The following is a 16,435-nucleotide window of genomic DNA, read 5'->3' as shown; positions in this document are numbered from 1 at the left end:
TTTTTTTACAGCTACACTACTTTCCCAACCAAACACCATCCCTAAATAAGAATTCCTGTAATAAAATCAAATCATCCGGTGTCACGTGGATCATACCTTCACCAGGAACATCAATTTCAGCAATCATAAATAGCGCCAACGTGGTTAATGACGGCAATATGAGTATCAAGCCATTTTTCCCTTTTGTTCCGCGTATATTGTAGCCATTAAGAGTATTTGAACAGATAGCAAAAAAGATCAGTAAAAACCAAGTGGCATTTGGAATTTGGTGTCGCCAACTTGCCATCGTCTTTTGCTGAGAAAGATAAAGGCCACTAAATGCACTTAATACAGAAGCCACAATTGGGTTTGGTGTTTGACTTGCTTCTTTTACCGCTATTTCCCCACAACTGGCTTTGCTTCTCCAAAGAAGTCATCAACCATTGGTTATTTTCGTCACTGATACCCGACTTAAAAAACTCAATCCGAGCTTCCAATATTGTTGAATAAGCTGTGAGGCTTTACTTCTATCATCTGTACTCAATAGCTGTGCTCGCTGGTATGCTGTACCAATAGCAATAGCTTCATTTTCTTCTGTTTGCTGGCGGTTGTTATAACCATTAATTAAATTGATAACATAACCTCTATCAATAAGCATAATACAAATCAGAATAACCATATAAAATAGAATAAACATGATTTTTATTGCTTTATACCATTTATTTTTCAATACTGATACATAACTAAATATTAATAAGGTTTCAATATGAATATTAAAAAAGTTATATTTGCTTTTTCATTAATTACTTTTGGGGCAGTATCTCAAGCCCAAGTCGTTAATAATAATAACCCTCCAGAATATAGGCATTTTAAAACAGATTACACGACTATGCTCGAACTCGCGAATAAAGAACGCTTACCTTGGAGAGTTTTCTATGAAAGCCCTAGTGAAGGTGCCAATGCCGAATGGTTTGATGCCGTAAAACAGGGAGATTTAGATAAAGTAAAACAGATGGTCGCTAAAGGGCAAGATATCGAAGCCAAAGACACCGGTAGCTTAGACCAAACGGCTCTGGGATGGGCTGCCTTTATTGGCGATGAAGCAATGGTTGATTATCTTATCTCGCAAAATGCGAATCTTTGGGCAACCGATACGGGTGACGTATATAACGTGCTGAAATCAGCAGTACTTGGTAATAATGTCAATGTTGTAAAAAAAGTCCATCAACTGATGAAAGATGAAGTAGATTTGAATAATCAACAAATTGAAAGTGATGGTGAAACATTAGTCATGATAGCCGCAAGTAATAATAGAATGGAAACAGTTAAATATTTATTATCGCAAGGAGCAGATATTAACCGAAGCACAACGACTGATGATGTAACCATGTTTTCTTATGACCAAAGTGCATTAACTTATGCATGTAAGAACAATCTTCCAGAAATGCAAAAATTACTTATTGATAATGGCGCACTAAATCATCGTACCGGTAAACCATCTTGTAATTAATTTATGTGAACATTGGCTGTACCCTCTTAAATTAAATAGCCTGATCCCAGTTCGATATCGAAATCAGGCTATTTAAACAGCGAATAAAAGTGCTAAACTTTATATTTTCACTTAAAGATTAATAAAACTGATTTTAAATGCAGTTATTCTTATTCATTAAAATTACTGGCTATTACGCATATCCATAATCATTTTACCATCGTAGTCTGCACCAACAACAATATTAGGTACCTCACCTTTATATTTATGGGCTTTGATTTGTTCAATTTCTAACTGTTTCCAATTGATCATTTCACGGGTAATAGTACGTTGCAATATCGCATTCGCTTCAGCTTCCTTCTGTGCAGCATACAATTTTGCATCAGCTTCTTGGCGCATAGCAAATGAACTTGCTTGTGCGTTACGCTCTCTAGCGATGGCTTGTTGTTCAGCAGACTCTCTTTCCGCTTCAGCAATAACAACCTTTTTCTGAGCTAATTCACGTTCTTTTTCAGCCTCAGCTTTTGCTTGGTTAATTTGCTCTTGACGCATTTTAGTATTAACTACTTGCTCTTGTACAACTTCAGGCAAAGTAATATCTTGGATCATAATTTCTTTTATTGTATAGCCATAAGGGGAAGCATACCCTTGAATAGCATCACGAATAGATTCTTGTAATTTTCTCTGTGTATCCGCAGTATAAAGATCTTGAGCATTAGCAACATCTTTACCAAATTCTAAAATCGTTGAGATCAGTTTTTGACGTACATATTTATCCAAAGCTTCGCTTTCTGTTCCCCCATTAATACGTAATACAGGCGCTTTCGCACCATCAAACTGAAGCATTACCGTAATATCAACAATAGATTTTAATTTATCTTGCGAAGGTACTCTTAACTCTTTTAGAGATACTCGAATATCTTTTGTTGAATACGTATCAAATGTTGTAAACGGATTAATTGGAAAATGTAAACCTGCATCATAAGCAACTGGGTCGACTTTTCCTAAAAATGTCCCCACCTTAACCGAGCCATCCTGTACAATGGTGTATGAGTTAATACCAACGAGGCCAATAACGAGAAGTAATGCAGCACCGACAACCAATTTAATCATTGATTTAAATTGCATGAGTTAATCCCTATCAAACAGTAGTTAGTCATTATAATAAGCCGTCTATTGTCACTACTTATTTTCTAACTACAAGTCTAATATTCCTAAATTTTAACTGCTCAATAACTGAAAACGTTCAAATTAGCATCGCTTTTCACTTACCTAATGCATACGTAAAAAATACACATGTAATTTTTACATATGCTTATACTTTCATTATGTAATGAGTATTAGTTTTAATAATTATTAAATTCCCTAGTGCAGGCCCGATTAAACCATCTAATTAACTTAACTGATTAGCCCCAGCCTCTTTAATCTCATCACTATAACTATACCAATCAATGGCTTCATTTATTAATGCTTCTGTTGCATCTATAAATTGCTCGGGGTAATCTCTAGATAATTCTTCTAATATTAACGGGATTTCCGTACAGCCCATAACAAATTTATTAACACCTATTGACCTTAATTTATTTATATATGGATAAATAAGCTCTTTTGATTTATTAAAATCACCTGATTTATATGCAATAATACTTTGCATTATTTTATATTGATTTATTTCATCAGGCTCAATACATTCAACTCCATGTAAACTCAGTTTATTTTGATATAATCTTGTCTGAATAGTCGCTGTCGTCGCTAATAAAGCGACTTCTTTCACATTATCTTTAAAAATTTTATTACATGCAGCATTTATAATACTAATAAAATGAACCTGTGTTTCTTTGATTAAATCTTCATACCAAAAATGTGCTGTATTACAGGGCATAATAATACAAGACACTCCCGCACTCTCCAGTATTTTAAGGGATGCTATCATTGCAGGCAGTGGCGATGGGCCGTTATAAATAATATTTTCCGTTCTATCTGGAATATCAGGTATTGACGCAATAATAACAGGTATATGTTCTTGGTCATTTTTTGCATCTGTATGACTAATGAGTTTTGAAAAAGCATCTGCAGTTGCGCTGGGCCCCATTCCCCCTAACATACCTAATATTTTTTTCATAATACCTCCTTCAAATTGATGATATCATGACATAATGTTTTCCTTTCGTAATTGCAGAGTTTCTATAAGTTATGCTAAATTTGCATAGCAAAATTAATAATTATAATCATTAGAGGACGCAATGATCAGTAATCTTGAAATTAAATGGTTGCACGATATTGTTGTACTAGAAGAGTGCCGTAGTTTTACATTGGCGGCAGAAAAAAGAAATATATCTCAATCATCTTTTAGTCGAAGAATTCAGTCCATTGAGTCTTCAGTTGGTTTTGAAATATTCGATAGAAATACTAACCCACTACAACTCACACCGCAGGGAAAAAGCTTTATTGTTTATGCAAGAAATTTACTTGATGATATTTACTTCCAAATAAATAGAATTAAAGGAGTTGATAATGACAAACAGAGGGTAAATATTTCGGCAGCTCATTCACTTTCTGTATTTTTACTTCCTGATTTTATATCTCAGTTCTCTAAAAATATCGACAAAATTTTCTTTGTTGAATCAATAAATGTCGATGAGGCTGTTCATAAGCTAAAAGAAGGCCAAAGCGATTTTATTTTATCATTTTATAATGAAGAGCTGATGTCATCACCATTCTTACATGCAAAAATATTAGATAGTCAATTACACTTAGTCTCTCTATGTGATAAAGAGAAGAAACCAATTTATACTCTTGATGGCTCAATACTGCCCTTAATGAAATACACTGATGAAAGTTATATGGGAAGGCAAGTTAATCAGTTAATGAATAAATCAGCTAACCTCCCCTTTGAGCTCTCATTTGTTTCATCAATGAGTGATGTATTAAAACGTATGGTATTAAATGGCAGTGGTGTTGGCTGGTTGCCTGATTACTCAATTAGAAATGAAATTAAAAAAAATGAACTGGCCATACTCGACCCTAAATTATCAATAAATATGGGAGTTTATATTTACCGTACTGAAGCTCGACTAAATATATCGTCAGAACGCTTTTGGCAATTTATGCGTAATCAAACAACTTAGTGCGTTTCATATTGAATAAAAACCCCTTCTATAACTATTTTTATAAGAAGGGGTATGTTTAACATTAATAACTATAGTATATGCGACTATAGTGTAGATGATACATTATCATTTAGTTCAACTTCTGACTCTAAATTAACCCGCCCTTTTCTTTCTTCTAAACGTGAGATTACGGCCGTAGAAATACTATTTCCAACGACATTTGTTGCCGTTCTTCCCATATCTAGGAATTGGTCAATTGCAAGTAATAATAATATACCTGCTTCAGGCAAACTAAACATCGGTAACGTTGCCGCAACAACAACAATCGAAGCACGAGCCACGCCCGCCATCCCTTTACTCGTTACCATTAAGGTTAAAAGAATAAGAATTTGTTCTGTAATACTCAGGTCAATTCCGTAAGCATTCGCAATAAATAACACGGCAAAAGACTGATACATCATTGAGCCATCAAGGTTAAATGAGTATCCCAGAGGTAATACAAAACTGGTCACCTTTTTAGGTACACCATACTGATTCAAAGCTTCCATTGTTTTTGGATATGCAGACTCACTACTTGCAGTCGCAAATGCGAGTGCAACAGGTTCTCGAATAAGTTTCCCTAAATTGAATACAGATTTTCCTAAGAAAACATAACCAGCAAAGAATAACACCGCCCATAATACCGCTAATGCTACATAAAAAAGCCCTATAAGTTTGCCATAATCATAAAGCAACCCTAAACCTTCAACGGTGACTGCTGAGGCTATTGCGGCGAATACTGCAATTGGCGCGAAACTCATCACATAGTCAGTAATACGGAACATAATACGTGATAAATCTTCGATTAATGTGACGATCGGACTTTTTTTATCTTTGCAAATATATGCGAGAGCTGAGCCAAAGAAAATCGAGAAAACTAATATTTGTAGAATCTCATTATTTGCCATCGCTTCTGTAAAACTTTTCGGGAAAATATGTGTAATAAATGCTTTTAATGTAAATCCAGATGTATTTAAACCACTATCCACAGCAACTGCTGGAACAGTTAAATTTAACCCAACGCCTAGTTGGAATACATTAACAAAAACCATCCCTATTAATAATGAAATTACTGCTGCTGAAATAAACCAAACCATGGCTTTTATAGTAATACTACCCACAGATGAGGAACCACCCATGGAGACAATTCCTGAAACTATTGTCGCAAATACTAATGGTGCTATGATCATCTTAATTAGACGTAAAAAAACATCAGTAATTATATTCATATAAGATGCAATATCTTTTGCTTCCTCTACTGATGCAGCATAATTATGACAACCCCAACCTAATATGATACCTAAAACTATAGCTATCATTATTTGTTTCATAAGTTTATGTCTGTTCATTCGTACCCCTATTTTATTTATCGTTATAGAAATAAACTATAACCCTTTATTGGATGCGACTCTTGAGCCTGAAGCCGATAGTTACATTTTTTTAACTTAAAGAGAAATGCAAATGGGCGAAAAGCCATGCAAAAAATGCATAGCTATTGATTTCATTTAAATACAATAAGATATCATTATTTATCTTAAATATAACTGATTTTAGTCCATGTGTATTTTTTATAAATTACAATGTTTTTTAAACTTCTAATTTATTTAATTATAAATCATCAATACTTATAAAATTCAACTGACAAAAAATAATTAGCACTATAATTAAATTAGAAAAGTTTACTATCAATTATCCTTAACTGATCACAAAGGCTTACGGCCTCTAATTTACTTTTGATATTGGTGAATCCCAATAATAAAAATGGTGATACCTTATTCTTTATCGACCATTCATTCAAAGACTCTATTTTTAGCCCATATTCGTTTGCCAACTTCACATAGTCTCCAGCAGATTTACCATTGACCAACTTAACTAAAATATGCATTCCTCCACTTTGAGGTTGAATTTCAAATATATTAGGCAGTACCTCCGAAATGGCTTCTATAAGAAAATATTTCCGTTGACGATATAAATTACGCATCTTTCGTAAATGTCGTAAAAAATGCCCATCATTAATAAACTGGCTAGTGGCTTGCTGTTGCCATACTGAGCATTGATTACCTAAAATATTCGCAGTAGACTTAAAGCGCTCAATCGCAGATGGTGGAACCACAATATAAGAGAGACGTAAGGCAGGAAATAATGTTTTACTAAATGTGCCACAATAAACAACACGTTCTTGGCTATCTAAGCTCTTTAATGCGGGCAAAGGTCTTCCTTGATAATGAAATTCACCATCATAGTCATCTTCAATAATCCAGCTACCTTGTTTATGCGCCCACTCAAGTAATGACAACCTTCTTTCTAATGACAAAACAGCATTTGTTGGGCTTTGATGTCTCGGTGTAACCAGCGCAAAATTTGCGCTGGGGGCTTATTGATTGCAAAAATGCATTGGATAAAAGCGGGTTAGGCAAAGAACTAATAGAGCTTGTTTATTTAAGAGTTTCACAAATCAATGGCTGTGCATTTTGTCTAGATATGCATGCAAGCTCATTACGTTCAAATGGTGTCAGTAACAAAAAAATTGATACTCTCGCTGGCTGGCAGGTTAGTCATCATTTTAATTCATTAGAGCGCGCTACATTAGCTTGGACCGAAGCTGTCGTTAATATAGCTACCAGTGGTACATCAGATGCTCTCTTTAATGAATTAAAACACCATTTTTCTGATGAACAAATTTCTGATTTAACTATCGCTATTGGTTTAATGAGTGCCTTTAACCGTATAGCAATAGCATTGAGACAATAGTAAAAATTAATCTAAAAAAAGCCTGTTACCTTTATGGTAACAAGCTTATAAAGTCTATTTTTAACGCTATTTTTCTTCATCACGTAATGTTAAAACTTCGTATCCATCTTTAGTGACTAATACCGTATGTTCGGATTGAGCTGATAATTTTTTATCTCTCGTTACGACCGTCCAGCCATCTTTCTTTGTTTTTATTTTCATCCCACCTTGGTTAATCATTGGCTCTATCGTAAATGTCATCCCTTCTTTTAATTCAACCCCTTTCCCTCGTACTCCATAATGAAGAACTTGCGGATCTTCATGCATTTCACGGCCAATACCATGCCCACAATATTCGCGCACAACACTATAACCTTTAGATTCCGCATAATGTTGAATAGCAGAACCAATATCACCTAGCGTTGCGCCTGGTTTAACTTGCTTTATGCCTTCCCACATAGCAGCATAAGTATCTTTGACCAATTTACGTGCCAGTGGTGAAGCTTCAGGCATCACATACATTTTACTTGAATCAGCAATAAAACCATTTTTCTCTAGCGTAATGTCAACATTAATGATGTCTTTTACTTTTAAAATTTCATCTGTTTTTGGAACACCATGGCAAACGACTTCATTCAACGATGTATTCAAAACATATTGGTAGCCATATTGGCCTTTACTCGCAGGCCTTGCTTGTAATTCATTAATGATATAGTTTTCAACTTTATCATTAATCTCCATTGTAGAAATACCCGGTACAATAAATGAATCCAACATCTTAAAAACACTAGCTAAAAGTCGTCCAGACTCACGCATTAGTTCAATTTCTTCTGCTGTTTTAATTGTAATATTATTCATGAACCTTTCCTTTTAATTCAATTGACTCTTTCTCTAACATTTCATTGATTAACATAGTAAATGTCTTATTCGGGTTTAGTTCAGCTTGCATACCAATTTTAATCCAAAATTCTGCCTGTGAATTAATCGAACGGGACATAACCTGGCTCGCATGGCGTAGATAATCATGCAGTTCATCTGAAATTTTTACGATCCCCAAAGCAACCTCAACAATATGATATGTATACAAACCATGTATAGATCATATAACAGGAAGAAGATGATTCAAAGCACTCAAGTTTTGCATAGCACAAAGCGCATGAAAAGCAGCCTATAGATATCACCATTAAGTTTCTTAAGTTAAATCCGCTGTCAAAGTATTTATGTTGTTGATCCGCTATGATGAAACCCGAGGCGTGTAATTCCTATGTGTCAGTTAACATTATTTTGATTGACTCAGCCATCTACTGATTTAACAACCCTACTCTTTATAAACTAACGACCCGATTACTACATGAACTCAATAAATAAAAGCTGGAGAAAAACATGTATAATAAAATTTTAGTTCCTATTGATATAACAGAAAAAAGCTTATCACATTTAGTTATGACTCATATTCAATACCTTGCAGAATATGAAAAAGCACATATTCATTTTTTAGCAATTATCCCTACTATCCCTTTCTATACCACAATGGGATTTGGTTTTGCTGAAAAAGCGGATAGTGAACAAGATAACGTTACAAGGCAACTCGCGGAGATTATTAAAGAATTTAATCTTTCAAGTGATAAGTACAGCGCACAAGTTTTAATGGGAACACCAAGAGATGAAATTTTACGTGTTGCTGAAGAAATTTCTGCAGATTTAATCGTTATTGGCTCAAAGCGCCCTGGCATGTCCACATACTTTTTAGGTTCGACAGCATCAATGGTTATTCAAAATTCAAAAATTTCTGTTTTGACTGTGCGATAGGCGTTATCAATTATGATAATCTAGGTAGCCTATTGTTCGGTTACCTTTTTTTTCGTGTTAATCTTATATATAAGTGTTAATCACGTAATTAGACTATATATTGATATTACAGATTTATTTTTCACTCAAGGAATGTAATGAAAAAATACTTACTTTGGATCAGTATTAGCATCAATATTATTCTAGCTGTCGCTTTAATTATCGCTATTACCTCATTTTTTAACATGAAAAACCAGGTAATGACTATAGTTGAGCAAGTAAAGTCAGGGAAGTATGTCGAGCAAATACAGCAGCAAACGAAACAGCTTATTCCAAATTCTCTTAATGAGCTAAAAACTTTAAAAATGGATGGCGACTCATGTGACCAGTTTTATCAAAAAGTCGATGGAGTTATTGAATACTTACATAATAATCCAGAGATTATTGGAGCGCAAACCTACACCGAACAGTTATCTTCAGTAAAAATGGCCATTGATAAAACGCCGACTGTTTTAAAAGACAAAGCTTGCAAGAGCGGAATTTCAAGTATTAATTATATCATTGATACACTACAACCCGATGAGCCATAATTGGCTCATTTATTAATAATATTAGAATGTTCAACATCCAACCAGCAGATAAACTGGACTAAATGTTCCAAGAATTGCACATCAACAAAAGGCTGTAAACTTTGACATAAAAAATAATTTATTTCATTTTTTCGTTCTGGATAACGTTGAACGAATTTTTGTGCATATTCAGATAATGTATCTGGCCAGTCATTATCATTTTTCCAACGTAAAATATCAGTCGAACGAATGAGCTTTCTCGATGCCGCCCGATATAATAACTTTAACTCAGCATCATCATTACAATTATTGATTTGGTCGATATAAGCATTAAGCACATCAACAAAATCACCATTAACGGCTTCGGCTATTGCTCGTGAAGGGGTAAATTGGTTAAAACATGTTGCTAAATCATCCCCATAAATGCAACGGCAGTGATGCTTAATCCAATACCCCCAACTATATAAATTAGCCTCACTCATCACATCCGTAATGATACCAATATCAAAATCAATTTTGCTGACTTCGGTGTGCTTAATCATTAATTGAATTTGTAATTCATTAAGTTTGGTAGCCTCTAATTGAGTAAGACCATCACACAGTATAATACACAGGTCTAAATCTGATTGTTGTGGCTTTGCACAGCCTTTTGCCACACTGCCATACACATAAACGCTATGGAGTTTTTCTTTTAATATGCACCTAAGCCAATTAATAGATTCTGTTATTATTAACTTAAATTCCGATTGAAACGGTTTCTCTTCAAGAACAGGAATATACTCATAATCGTTTAACTTCATAACCTGCTAACTCTCAAGGATAAGTGTTTCAGTTTGTACTAACCATTCGTAATAGCCAATAACCTCTCGACCATTTAACCAACGAGACAGCATATCTAATATTAACATTACACTGACTTCTTGCTTTTCTTTCTGTGAATGGTTGTTTGGTAAATAGTGAATTCTTTGCGCATAACACTTATCTGGTGTTGATAATACAACGTTTAAATATTGCTCATGATATTCACCAACGACTAAAGCAATAGATAACGGATGATTAGCCGCTATTTTTTGAGCTCTTTGCACAAGGGTTTCTAATGTTTGTCCCGCATCAAGTGATAGGATTTGGCTGGAAGACATGACTATTCCTGTAGAATTTAATGTCCAACTTAACAACCCTGCACTAAATTGTTCACTAACGACTACGTGTAATTTCTTTTCTTTTAGGGATTTTCCAATTTTTTGAGCTAAACCTTCAGTACCTTCAAATATCAAATTATCCCCTACTCCTTGCTTCACGAGTTGCCACCCCCTCTCCATCAACTCTTTTTGTGACGCAGGGCCTGTTAATTTTAATTCAATAATAGGCATTGAAGAACGGTAACCTAAAACACAATTTTCAGGTAAAGGTAAGCTATCAAATTGCTTCGCAAGACTACTTTCGCTGCGGCCAAAACTCGTTAGGCGTAAACAAATTGGCGGCTCTGGCAAAGTAAAACGTGCACGTAACCTAGGCAAAATTTGGTCATTTACCATGACTTTGAACTCAGAAGGAACCCCTGGAGTAAAAAAAATCAGACAATCATTCAAAACTAAGGAAAAGCCACAAGCCGTCCCTACAGGGTTATCAATTAATTCAGCATTGGCGGGAAGTAGTGCTTGTTTGCGATTTGTTTCAGGCATAACTCGCCCTCTAGCAATAAAATAACGCTCCATAACTTCAATCCACTGCAAATGCTCAACTAATGGAACTCCCGCAGCTTTAGCCGCAGCCAAAGCACTTAAATCATCACTCGTTGGCCCAAGTCCGCCATTTACTATCAGAACATCTGCAGACAAACTACGTTCAAGAAAAGTAGCGACTAAGCTTTCTAAATTATCGCCAACAGTGGTTCGCTTACTCAAAGAGAGACCTTGTTGAAAAAAACAGTCTGCCAACCAAGCTGCATTTGTATCAATTATTTGTCCGTGCAAAACTTCATCACCGGTACTCAACATTTCAACAACTAACATTCATGACTCCCTGATTATACAAATCGCATTAACTTACTAAACTACCTTATTATCAAGATGACTAACATCAATATTTATTCACTTACCACGCCCTAAAAATCGTTTATAGCTTATTAAAATAAGTAGTTTAGGATGATTCTCACAATATACAGTCATAAAAAGGCTATAGTTTTATATGCAATTGAATCCATTATTTTTTTTACAGCAATAATAGGTGCTACATGTTCAAGCTAAAACCAATTAAATCTATTGCATTACTTTCTTTAGTTTTATTTGTTTCTGGATGTCAACTTGGAAGCTTAACAAATTCCAATTCAAACTCAGATTCGAAATTTGGGGAGTTAAGTGAATTAAAAAAGATAGAGTTTCCGACCATAGAGGCTCCGAAAGGCCTTTCTGAAGGAGCATTTGAGACTGAGTTCGATAATGGTCAGCCAAAATTTAAAACATGGGTATCTAAAGGATGCTTTGATAAATATATCAAGACCTACTATGAAAATGGCAAGCCTGAATCCCAAATTCAACTTAAAAATTGTAATGTAAATGGAACTATCCGTAACTACCATGAAAGTGGCCGTATCGATACCGAATTCACTGCGCTACAAGGTAAACTATCGGGACCATTTAAAATTTATCACGACACTCCGAGTAATAAACCAAACATTACTGGTACATTTAAAAATGGCGATCTCGTTGGCACAGTCACCGAATTTGATGAAAATGGAACTGTTATTTCTAAAGCCGTGATCCGTGATGGTGAAATTATCGTATTACAATAATTCAGCTAACAAGACAAAAACATGTGATTTACAAAGATAGTTAAAAATAGAAACCCGCAAATAGCGGGTCTCTAAGAAATTTAAAATCGTGCTTAATATGACTAAATCAGCTCTTTCACTTCAAAATTTACTTCACCGCTGAGATCTGCATCATAATCGACACCATTTAAGCCGAAGCCAAACAAACGGAGAAACTCAGCTTTATAACCTTGGTAATCCGTTAGCTCATTGATGTTATTATCATTCAGCTGCTGCCAAATTTCACGACACGTATTTTGTACGTCATCACGCAATTCCCAATCATCTAAGCGTAGACGATGTTTTTCATCAGTATCTGGTACTGAGCCATTGAATAATTTAGTGGCAAATAAGCGCTGAATTTGTTCAATACAACCTTCATGGATCCCTTTCTCTTTCATAATTTTAAATACAATAGAGATATATAAAGGCATCACCGGAATTGCAGAAGAGGCTTGAGTTACGACGGATTTTAATACCGCAACATAAGCGGCTCCACCCTTAGCTTGCAATTTTTGGTTGATTGCATAAGCCGCACGGTCCAAATCTTCTTTCGCTTTACCTAATGTACCATGCCAATAAATTGGCCATGTTAAGTCCGTACCAATATAAGAATAAGCTACAGATTGTGCATTATCGGCTAAAACACCGGCTTCATCTAATGCGTTCATCCACAGCTCCCAGTCTTGGCCGCCCATGACTTTTACTGTATCTGCAATTTCTTGTTCGTTTGCGGGTTCAACAACAGCTTCAATCAGCACATCTTTGTTGGTATCCAACGCAACAGATTTATACGGCTCGCCAATAGGTTTCAAGGCCGAGCGTACAATTTCGCCAGTTTCAGGCATTTTACGCACTGGAGAGGCCAGTGAATAAACAACTAAATCAATTTGGCCTAAATCTTGTTTAATTAAATCAATAACGGTTTGACGACATTCATCAGAAAAAGCATCACCATTAATGCTTTTTGCATACAGGCCTTCTTCTTTTGCTGCCTTGTCAAAACCTGCAGAATTGTACCAACCCGCAGAGCCTGTTTTACCTTCACTGCCTGGCTTTTCAAAAAATACACCGATGGTAGCCGCACCACTGCCAAATGCAGCATTGATACGAGAGGCAAGACCGTAACCGGTGGATGCACCAATAACTAAAACTTTCTTAGGGCCATTTTTCAGTTCGCCACGTGATTTCACGTAGGCAATTTGCTCACGCACATTGGCTTCACAGCCTGCTGGGTGAGCTGTAGTGCAGATAAAACCACGAATTTTAGGTTTGATAATCATAGTATTTTTTCTTGGTAGCTAACAATCAGGCTCTAATATACCTGATATTATCCATTTACTTAAGACAGTGTGACAATAAATAAGGAGAACAGACCAGTTTATTGATGATTTTCCCATTAATTGCTCATTTAAAATCATTAATAGCTTCAATAACACGTCGTCATGAATCTAATTATCGATTCAAGTTAATTATTTTTCCTCTGGGCTGATTGCCTAACAAAGCCAAGAGCGCATCTAGAGACAAAACAATAGATGAAAACGCATTGCCAAATGAAAGAACAAATAGCATTAACGAGTGTAAAGCAGCTTAATAGCTGCTTATTGTGGCTTAGTTGGTATTAAATTATGGATAACCATCACTGAGTAAACAATGTCTTTTCTATCGTGAATTTTGCGAAAATGGGCATTACTAACAATACCGACCATAATCTGCATGCCATCTTTTTCATAGACTCGCTTAAATGGCGTTGTTTCGTCATCCGATATCTTATCTAAGAAATAAACATCCCGTTTATAGCGTTCGATTGTTTGCTTTGGTAAACCATAAACTTCAAACATTTTCTGGTTAATTGCATCATACTCAGCCAAAATGACTGATTGGTCTCGACTCACTTTTCCTTGGGAAGAAACTAGCATTAACGTATTTTTTTCCCGGGAAAACATCAATAAAAACAGCTTATTTGCTATTTGAGGGGAGTCCGTTGATGAACATAATGCACCTCCCTCTTGGAATTCAGTACATTGTAATTCTTTTAAATGCAATTTACGTATCTGTTCGGGGGTTTGCCCCCACCTAAAACCATAAGGGGCATCCAGTTTTTTCGTTGTACAACCAGACACAAGTACGAGTATTAACGTAAACAAAAGTCCTTTTATCATCACTTCTCAAATTCCAATTAAGTCATCTAATTTGATACTATCAAAAACGAATAATTAATCAAAAAATTAACTTTTCTATCATCACATTAAATGACTCGATTGATTTCTGCATAATTAACTACTCTTTTTATTTTCCTGTTGCTTAACCTCTGCCATAGCAATTTCCTTCAACCAGTCAGCCAATAAAGGTTTTGTTTTTACTGTATCTAATAATGCTCGTTCATGTTTAGTTAATCGTACAACTACAACTTCAGTTTTCATGTTAGACATAGCCCGTTCCTCTTCAAGAACCAGAATAGTGACATAAAACACTAACGGAACGGTCTGACTTACGGTTTTTTACACGAATTACGCGTTAATTGACATAATAAAAAAACGTTTTGCTTTTTAATAAGCCATTGAATAAAAATAAGAAATACTACTAGGAATTGACATTAATTGAGCGGATACAAAACACTTTAAGGAAATTAGACACAAAAAAACCACCTTTAGGTGGCTAATTGCTAATTTCAAATCATAGCTGATTGGAAATTTAGATGGTGCCCAGGGCGGGACTTGAACCCGCACAGCCTAAAGGCCGAGGGATTTTAAATCCCTTGTGTCTACCGATTTCACCACCTGGGCTAAATTGTCTTTCTCTAAAATTTGGGCAAATTATTAACTTACCCAGCTAACCCATGCATTCTATAAAATACACTTTGATTAGCAAACTTAAACACTTAATAGCGTTTAATTACTTCAAATTGGTGCCCAGGGCGGGACTTGAACCCGCACAGCCTAAAGGCCGAGGGATTTTAAATCCCTTGTGTCTACCGATTTCACCACCTGGGCTAAATTTGGAGGCGCGTCCCGGAGTCGAACCGAGCTACACGGATTTGCAATCCGGTGCATAACCGCTTTGCTAACGCGCCTTGTCCGAATTTCTTTCGAAATTTGGAGCGGGAAACGAGACTCGAACTCGCGACCCCGACCTTGGCAAGGTCGTGCTCTACCAACTGAGCTATTCCCGCATTAAGCTTCACTTTTCAGCTTATGCTTTCAAACTGGCTGATTTACTTATTTATTTTCGTAAACCATGTTGCCGTTCGATGCGTTGCATTCTACTGATTTCACCTATCGAGTCAATACAAATATTGAAATAATTGGATCGTTCGCTGTTTTTTCAATCATTTCGATCACGCTTCGCTCAAATCGCCCCATGCTGCCTTTAAATATTGGAACATTGACCAAAATGTTAAGATAGCCGCAACATACATTAGTGCAATTGAAAGGTTTTCAATTAATGGTGTTGGACGCCACAATAAACCGACTAATGACATCATTTGAGCCGTTGTTTTAAATTTACCAATCCAAGAAACCGCCACACTGCTGCGTTTACCTATCTCTGCCATCCATTCACGTAAAGACGAAATAATGATTTCACGTGCAATCATAGTTGCTGCAGGTAACGTTACATACCAAACATCATAACTTTCTGTGACTAACACTAGCGCTGTTGCGACCATAACTTTATCAGCAACAGGATCTAAAAAAGCACCAAACTTTGTAGTTTGCTTCCACAACCTTGCTAAAAACCCATCAAACCAATCAGTTACCGCTGCAATAACAAAAATAAGCGCACATGCAAACGGCCCCCAAGCGGTAGGGAGATAAAAGGCTAATACAAAAAACGGTATTAGGATGACGCGAAATAATGTCAACCACGTTGGTATGTTTAATTTCATCACGCTCACTAACTTTTTGACCAAGTTGGATATTAT

The 16,435-nt window shown here is 35.7% G+C and carries 18 protein-coding genes, 4 tRNA genes and 1 pseudogene; 6 read left to right on the top strand and 17 right to left on the bottom strand.

What is annotated here, in order from left to right:
• Positions 1-16: 16 nt before the first annotated feature.
• A pseudogene (locus M1E86_RS07830) lies at positions 17-607 on the bottom strand (hypothetical protein); the annotation flags it as partial.
• A 138-nt stretch (positions 608-745) separates the two neighbouring features.
• Between M1E86_RS07830 and M1E86_RS07825 the strand changes: the two are divergent.
• On the top strand, positions 746-1,489 hold the full coding sequence (locus tag M1E86_RS07825; RefSeq protein WP_213913297.1) for an ankyrin repeat domain-containing protein: 744 nt from the start codon (positions 746-748) through the stop codon (positions 1,487-1,489).
• A gap of 162 nt (positions 1,490-1,651) precedes the next feature.
• On the opposite strand, the gene M1E86_RS07820 is transcribed toward M1E86_RS07825, so the two are convergent.
• Together M1E86_RS07820 and M1E86_RS07815 are read right to left on the bottom strand one after the other, a co-directional pair.
• Complete coding sequence (locus tag M1E86_RS07820) at positions 1,652-2,596, bottom strand: SPFH domain-containing protein (RefSeq protein WP_004263460.1); 945 nt, start codon at positions 2,594-2,596, stop codon at positions 1,652-1,654.
• Between the two features lie 265 nt (positions 2,597-2,861).
• The gene (locus M1E86_RS07815) at positions 2,862-3,590 is read right to left on the bottom strand and encodes an aspartate/glutamate racemase family protein (protein WP_125890897.1); all 729 of its coding nucleotides are present in this window, start codon (positions 3,588-3,590) and stop codon (positions 2,862-2,864) included.
• A 121-nt stretch (positions 3,591-3,711) separates the two neighbouring features.
• Here M1E86_RS07815 and M1E86_RS07810 point away from each other — a divergent pair, with 121 nt between their 5' ends.
• Positions 3,712-4,596, top strand: coding sequence for a LysR substrate-binding domain-containing protein (locus M1E86_RS07810; protein ID WP_125890896.1), 885 nt, complete (start codon positions 3,712-3,714; stop codon positions 4,594-4,596).
• A gap of 86 nt (positions 4,597-4,682) precedes the next feature.
• Here the strand turns inward: M1E86_RS07810 and M1E86_RS07805 are convergent, their stop codons facing one another.
• The gene (locus M1E86_RS07805; RefSeq protein WP_125890895.1) at positions 4,683-5,966 is read right to left on the bottom strand and encodes a dicarboxylate/amino acid:cation symporter; all 1,284 of its coding nucleotides are present in this window, start codon (positions 5,964-5,966) and stop codon (positions 4,683-4,685) included.
• Between the two features lie 320 nt (positions 5,967-6,286).
• Positions 6,287-6,931 (bottom strand): PLP-dependent aminotransferase family protein, encoded by a 645-nt coding sequence (locus M1E86_RS07800; protein ID WP_336432236.1) that lies wholly within the window; start codon positions 6,929-6,931, stop codon positions 6,287-6,289.
• Positions 6,932-6,978: 47 nt separating this feature from the next.
• Here M1E86_RS07800 and M1E86_RS07795 point away from each other — a divergent pair, with 47 nt between their 5' ends.
• The gene (locus tag M1E86_RS07795) at positions 6,979-7,368 is read left to right on the top strand and encodes a carboxymuconolactone decarboxylase family protein (protein ID WP_213913300.1); all 390 of its coding nucleotides are present in this window, start codon (positions 6,979-6,981) and stop codon (positions 7,366-7,368) included.
• A gap of 66 nt (positions 7,369-7,434) precedes the next feature.
• Here M1E86_RS07795 and map read toward each other — a convergent pair whose 3' ends face one another.
• Together map and M1E86_RS07785 are read right to left on the bottom strand one after the other, a co-directional pair.
• Positions 7,435-8,205 (bottom strand): type I methionyl aminopeptidase, encoded by a 771-nt coding sequence (gene map, locus M1E86_RS07790; protein WP_213913301.1) that lies wholly within the window; start codon positions 8,203-8,205, stop codon positions 7,435-7,437.
• Entirely contained in the window at positions 8,198-8,404 is a 207-nt protein-coding gene (locus M1E86_RS07785; RefSeq protein WP_004910200.1) for a ParD-like family protein, read from the bottom strand. The genes map and M1E86_RS07785 overlap by 8 nt, the downstream gene beginning before the upstream one ends.
• Before the next feature lie 326 nt (positions 8,405-8,730).
• Here M1E86_RS07785 and M1E86_RS07780 point away from each other — a divergent pair, with 326 nt between their 5' ends.
• Positions 8,731-9,156: a universal stress protein gene (locus tag M1E86_RS07780; RefSeq protein WP_213913302.1), complete on the top strand. Its 426-nt coding sequence runs from the start codon at positions 8,731-8,733 to the stop codon at positions 9,154-9,156.
• A gap of 137 nt (positions 9,157-9,293) precedes the next feature.
• Positions 9,294-9,725, top strand: a complete 432-nt coding sequence (locus M1E86_RS07775; protein WP_213913303.1) for a hypothetical protein — start codon at positions 9,294-9,296, stop codon at positions 9,723-9,725.
• 5 nt (positions 9,726-9,730) lie between these two features.
• On the opposite strand, the gene M1E86_RS07770 is transcribed toward M1E86_RS07775, so the two are convergent.
• Positions 9,731-10,504: a nucleotidyltransferase domain-containing protein gene (locus tag M1E86_RS07770; RefSeq protein WP_319861800.1), complete on the bottom strand. Its 774-nt coding sequence runs from the start codon at positions 10,502-10,504 to the stop codon at positions 9,731-9,733.
• A gap of 6 nt (positions 10,505-10,510) precedes the next feature.
• Positions 10,511-11,716, bottom strand: a complete 1,206-nt coding sequence (locus tag M1E86_RS07765; RefSeq protein WP_213913305.1) for a nicotinamide mononucleotide deamidase-related protein YfaY — start codon at positions 11,714-11,716, stop codon at positions 10,511-10,513.
• 221 nt (positions 11,717-11,937) lie between these two features.
• Here M1E86_RS07765 and M1E86_RS07760 point away from each other — a divergent pair, with 221 nt between their 5' ends.
• Entirely contained in the window at positions 11,938-12,495 is a 558-nt protein-coding gene (locus tag M1E86_RS07760) for a toxin-antitoxin system YwqK family antitoxin (protein ID WP_125890887.1), read from the top strand.
• 101 nt (positions 12,496-12,596) lie between these two features.
• On the opposite strand, the gene fabV is transcribed toward M1E86_RS07760, so the two are convergent.
• The 8 genes from fabV to pgsA form a co-directional block, all read right to left on the bottom strand.
• Positions 12,597-13,796, bottom strand: coding sequence for an enoyl-ACP reductase FabV (gene fabV, locus M1E86_RS07755; RefSeq protein WP_125890886.1), 1,200 nt, complete (start codon positions 13,794-13,796; stop codon positions 12,597-12,599).
• A gap of 318 nt (positions 13,797-14,114) precedes the next feature.
• Entirely contained in the window at positions 14,115-14,675 is a 561-nt protein-coding gene (locus M1E86_RS07750) for a hypothetical protein (protein WP_140170666.1), read from the bottom strand.
• Between the two features lie 114 nt (positions 14,676-14,789).
• Positions 14,790-14,945, bottom strand: coding sequence for an MbeCy (locus tag M1E86_RS07745; RefSeq protein ID WP_125890884.1), 156 nt, complete (start codon positions 14,943-14,945; stop codon positions 14,790-14,792).
• Between the two features lie 267 nt (positions 14,946-15,212).
• Positions 15,213-15,299, bottom strand: a tRNA-Leu gene (locus M1E86_RS07740).
• Between the two features lie 120 nt (positions 15,300-15,419).
• Positions 15,420-15,506 (bottom strand) — tRNA-Leu (locus M1E86_RS07735).
• Between the two features lie 6 nt (positions 15,507-15,512).
• Positions 15,513-15,586: transfer RNA gene (locus M1E86_RS07730), tRNA-Cys, on the bottom strand.
• A 23-nt stretch (positions 15,587-15,609) separates the two neighbouring features.
• Positions 15,610-15,685 (bottom strand) — tRNA-Gly (locus tag M1E86_RS07725).
• 165 nt (positions 15,686-15,850) lie between these two features.
• Positions 15,851-16,399, bottom strand: a complete 549-nt coding sequence (pgsA, locus tag M1E86_RS07720; RefSeq protein ID WP_125890883.1) for a CDP-diacylglycerol--glycerol-3-phosphate 3-phosphatidyltransferase — start codon at positions 16,397-16,399, stop codon at positions 15,851-15,853.
• Positions 16,400-16,435 lie beyond the last annotated feature (36 nt).

It is taken from the genome of Providencia sp. PROV200 (genome assembly GCF_049901995.1).
Taxonomy (GTDB): Bacteria; Pseudomonadota; Gammaproteobacteria; order Enterobacterales; family Enterobacteriaceae; genus Providencia; species Providencia rettgeri_E.
This window is presented reverse-complemented; position numbering and strand designations above follow the sequence as displayed.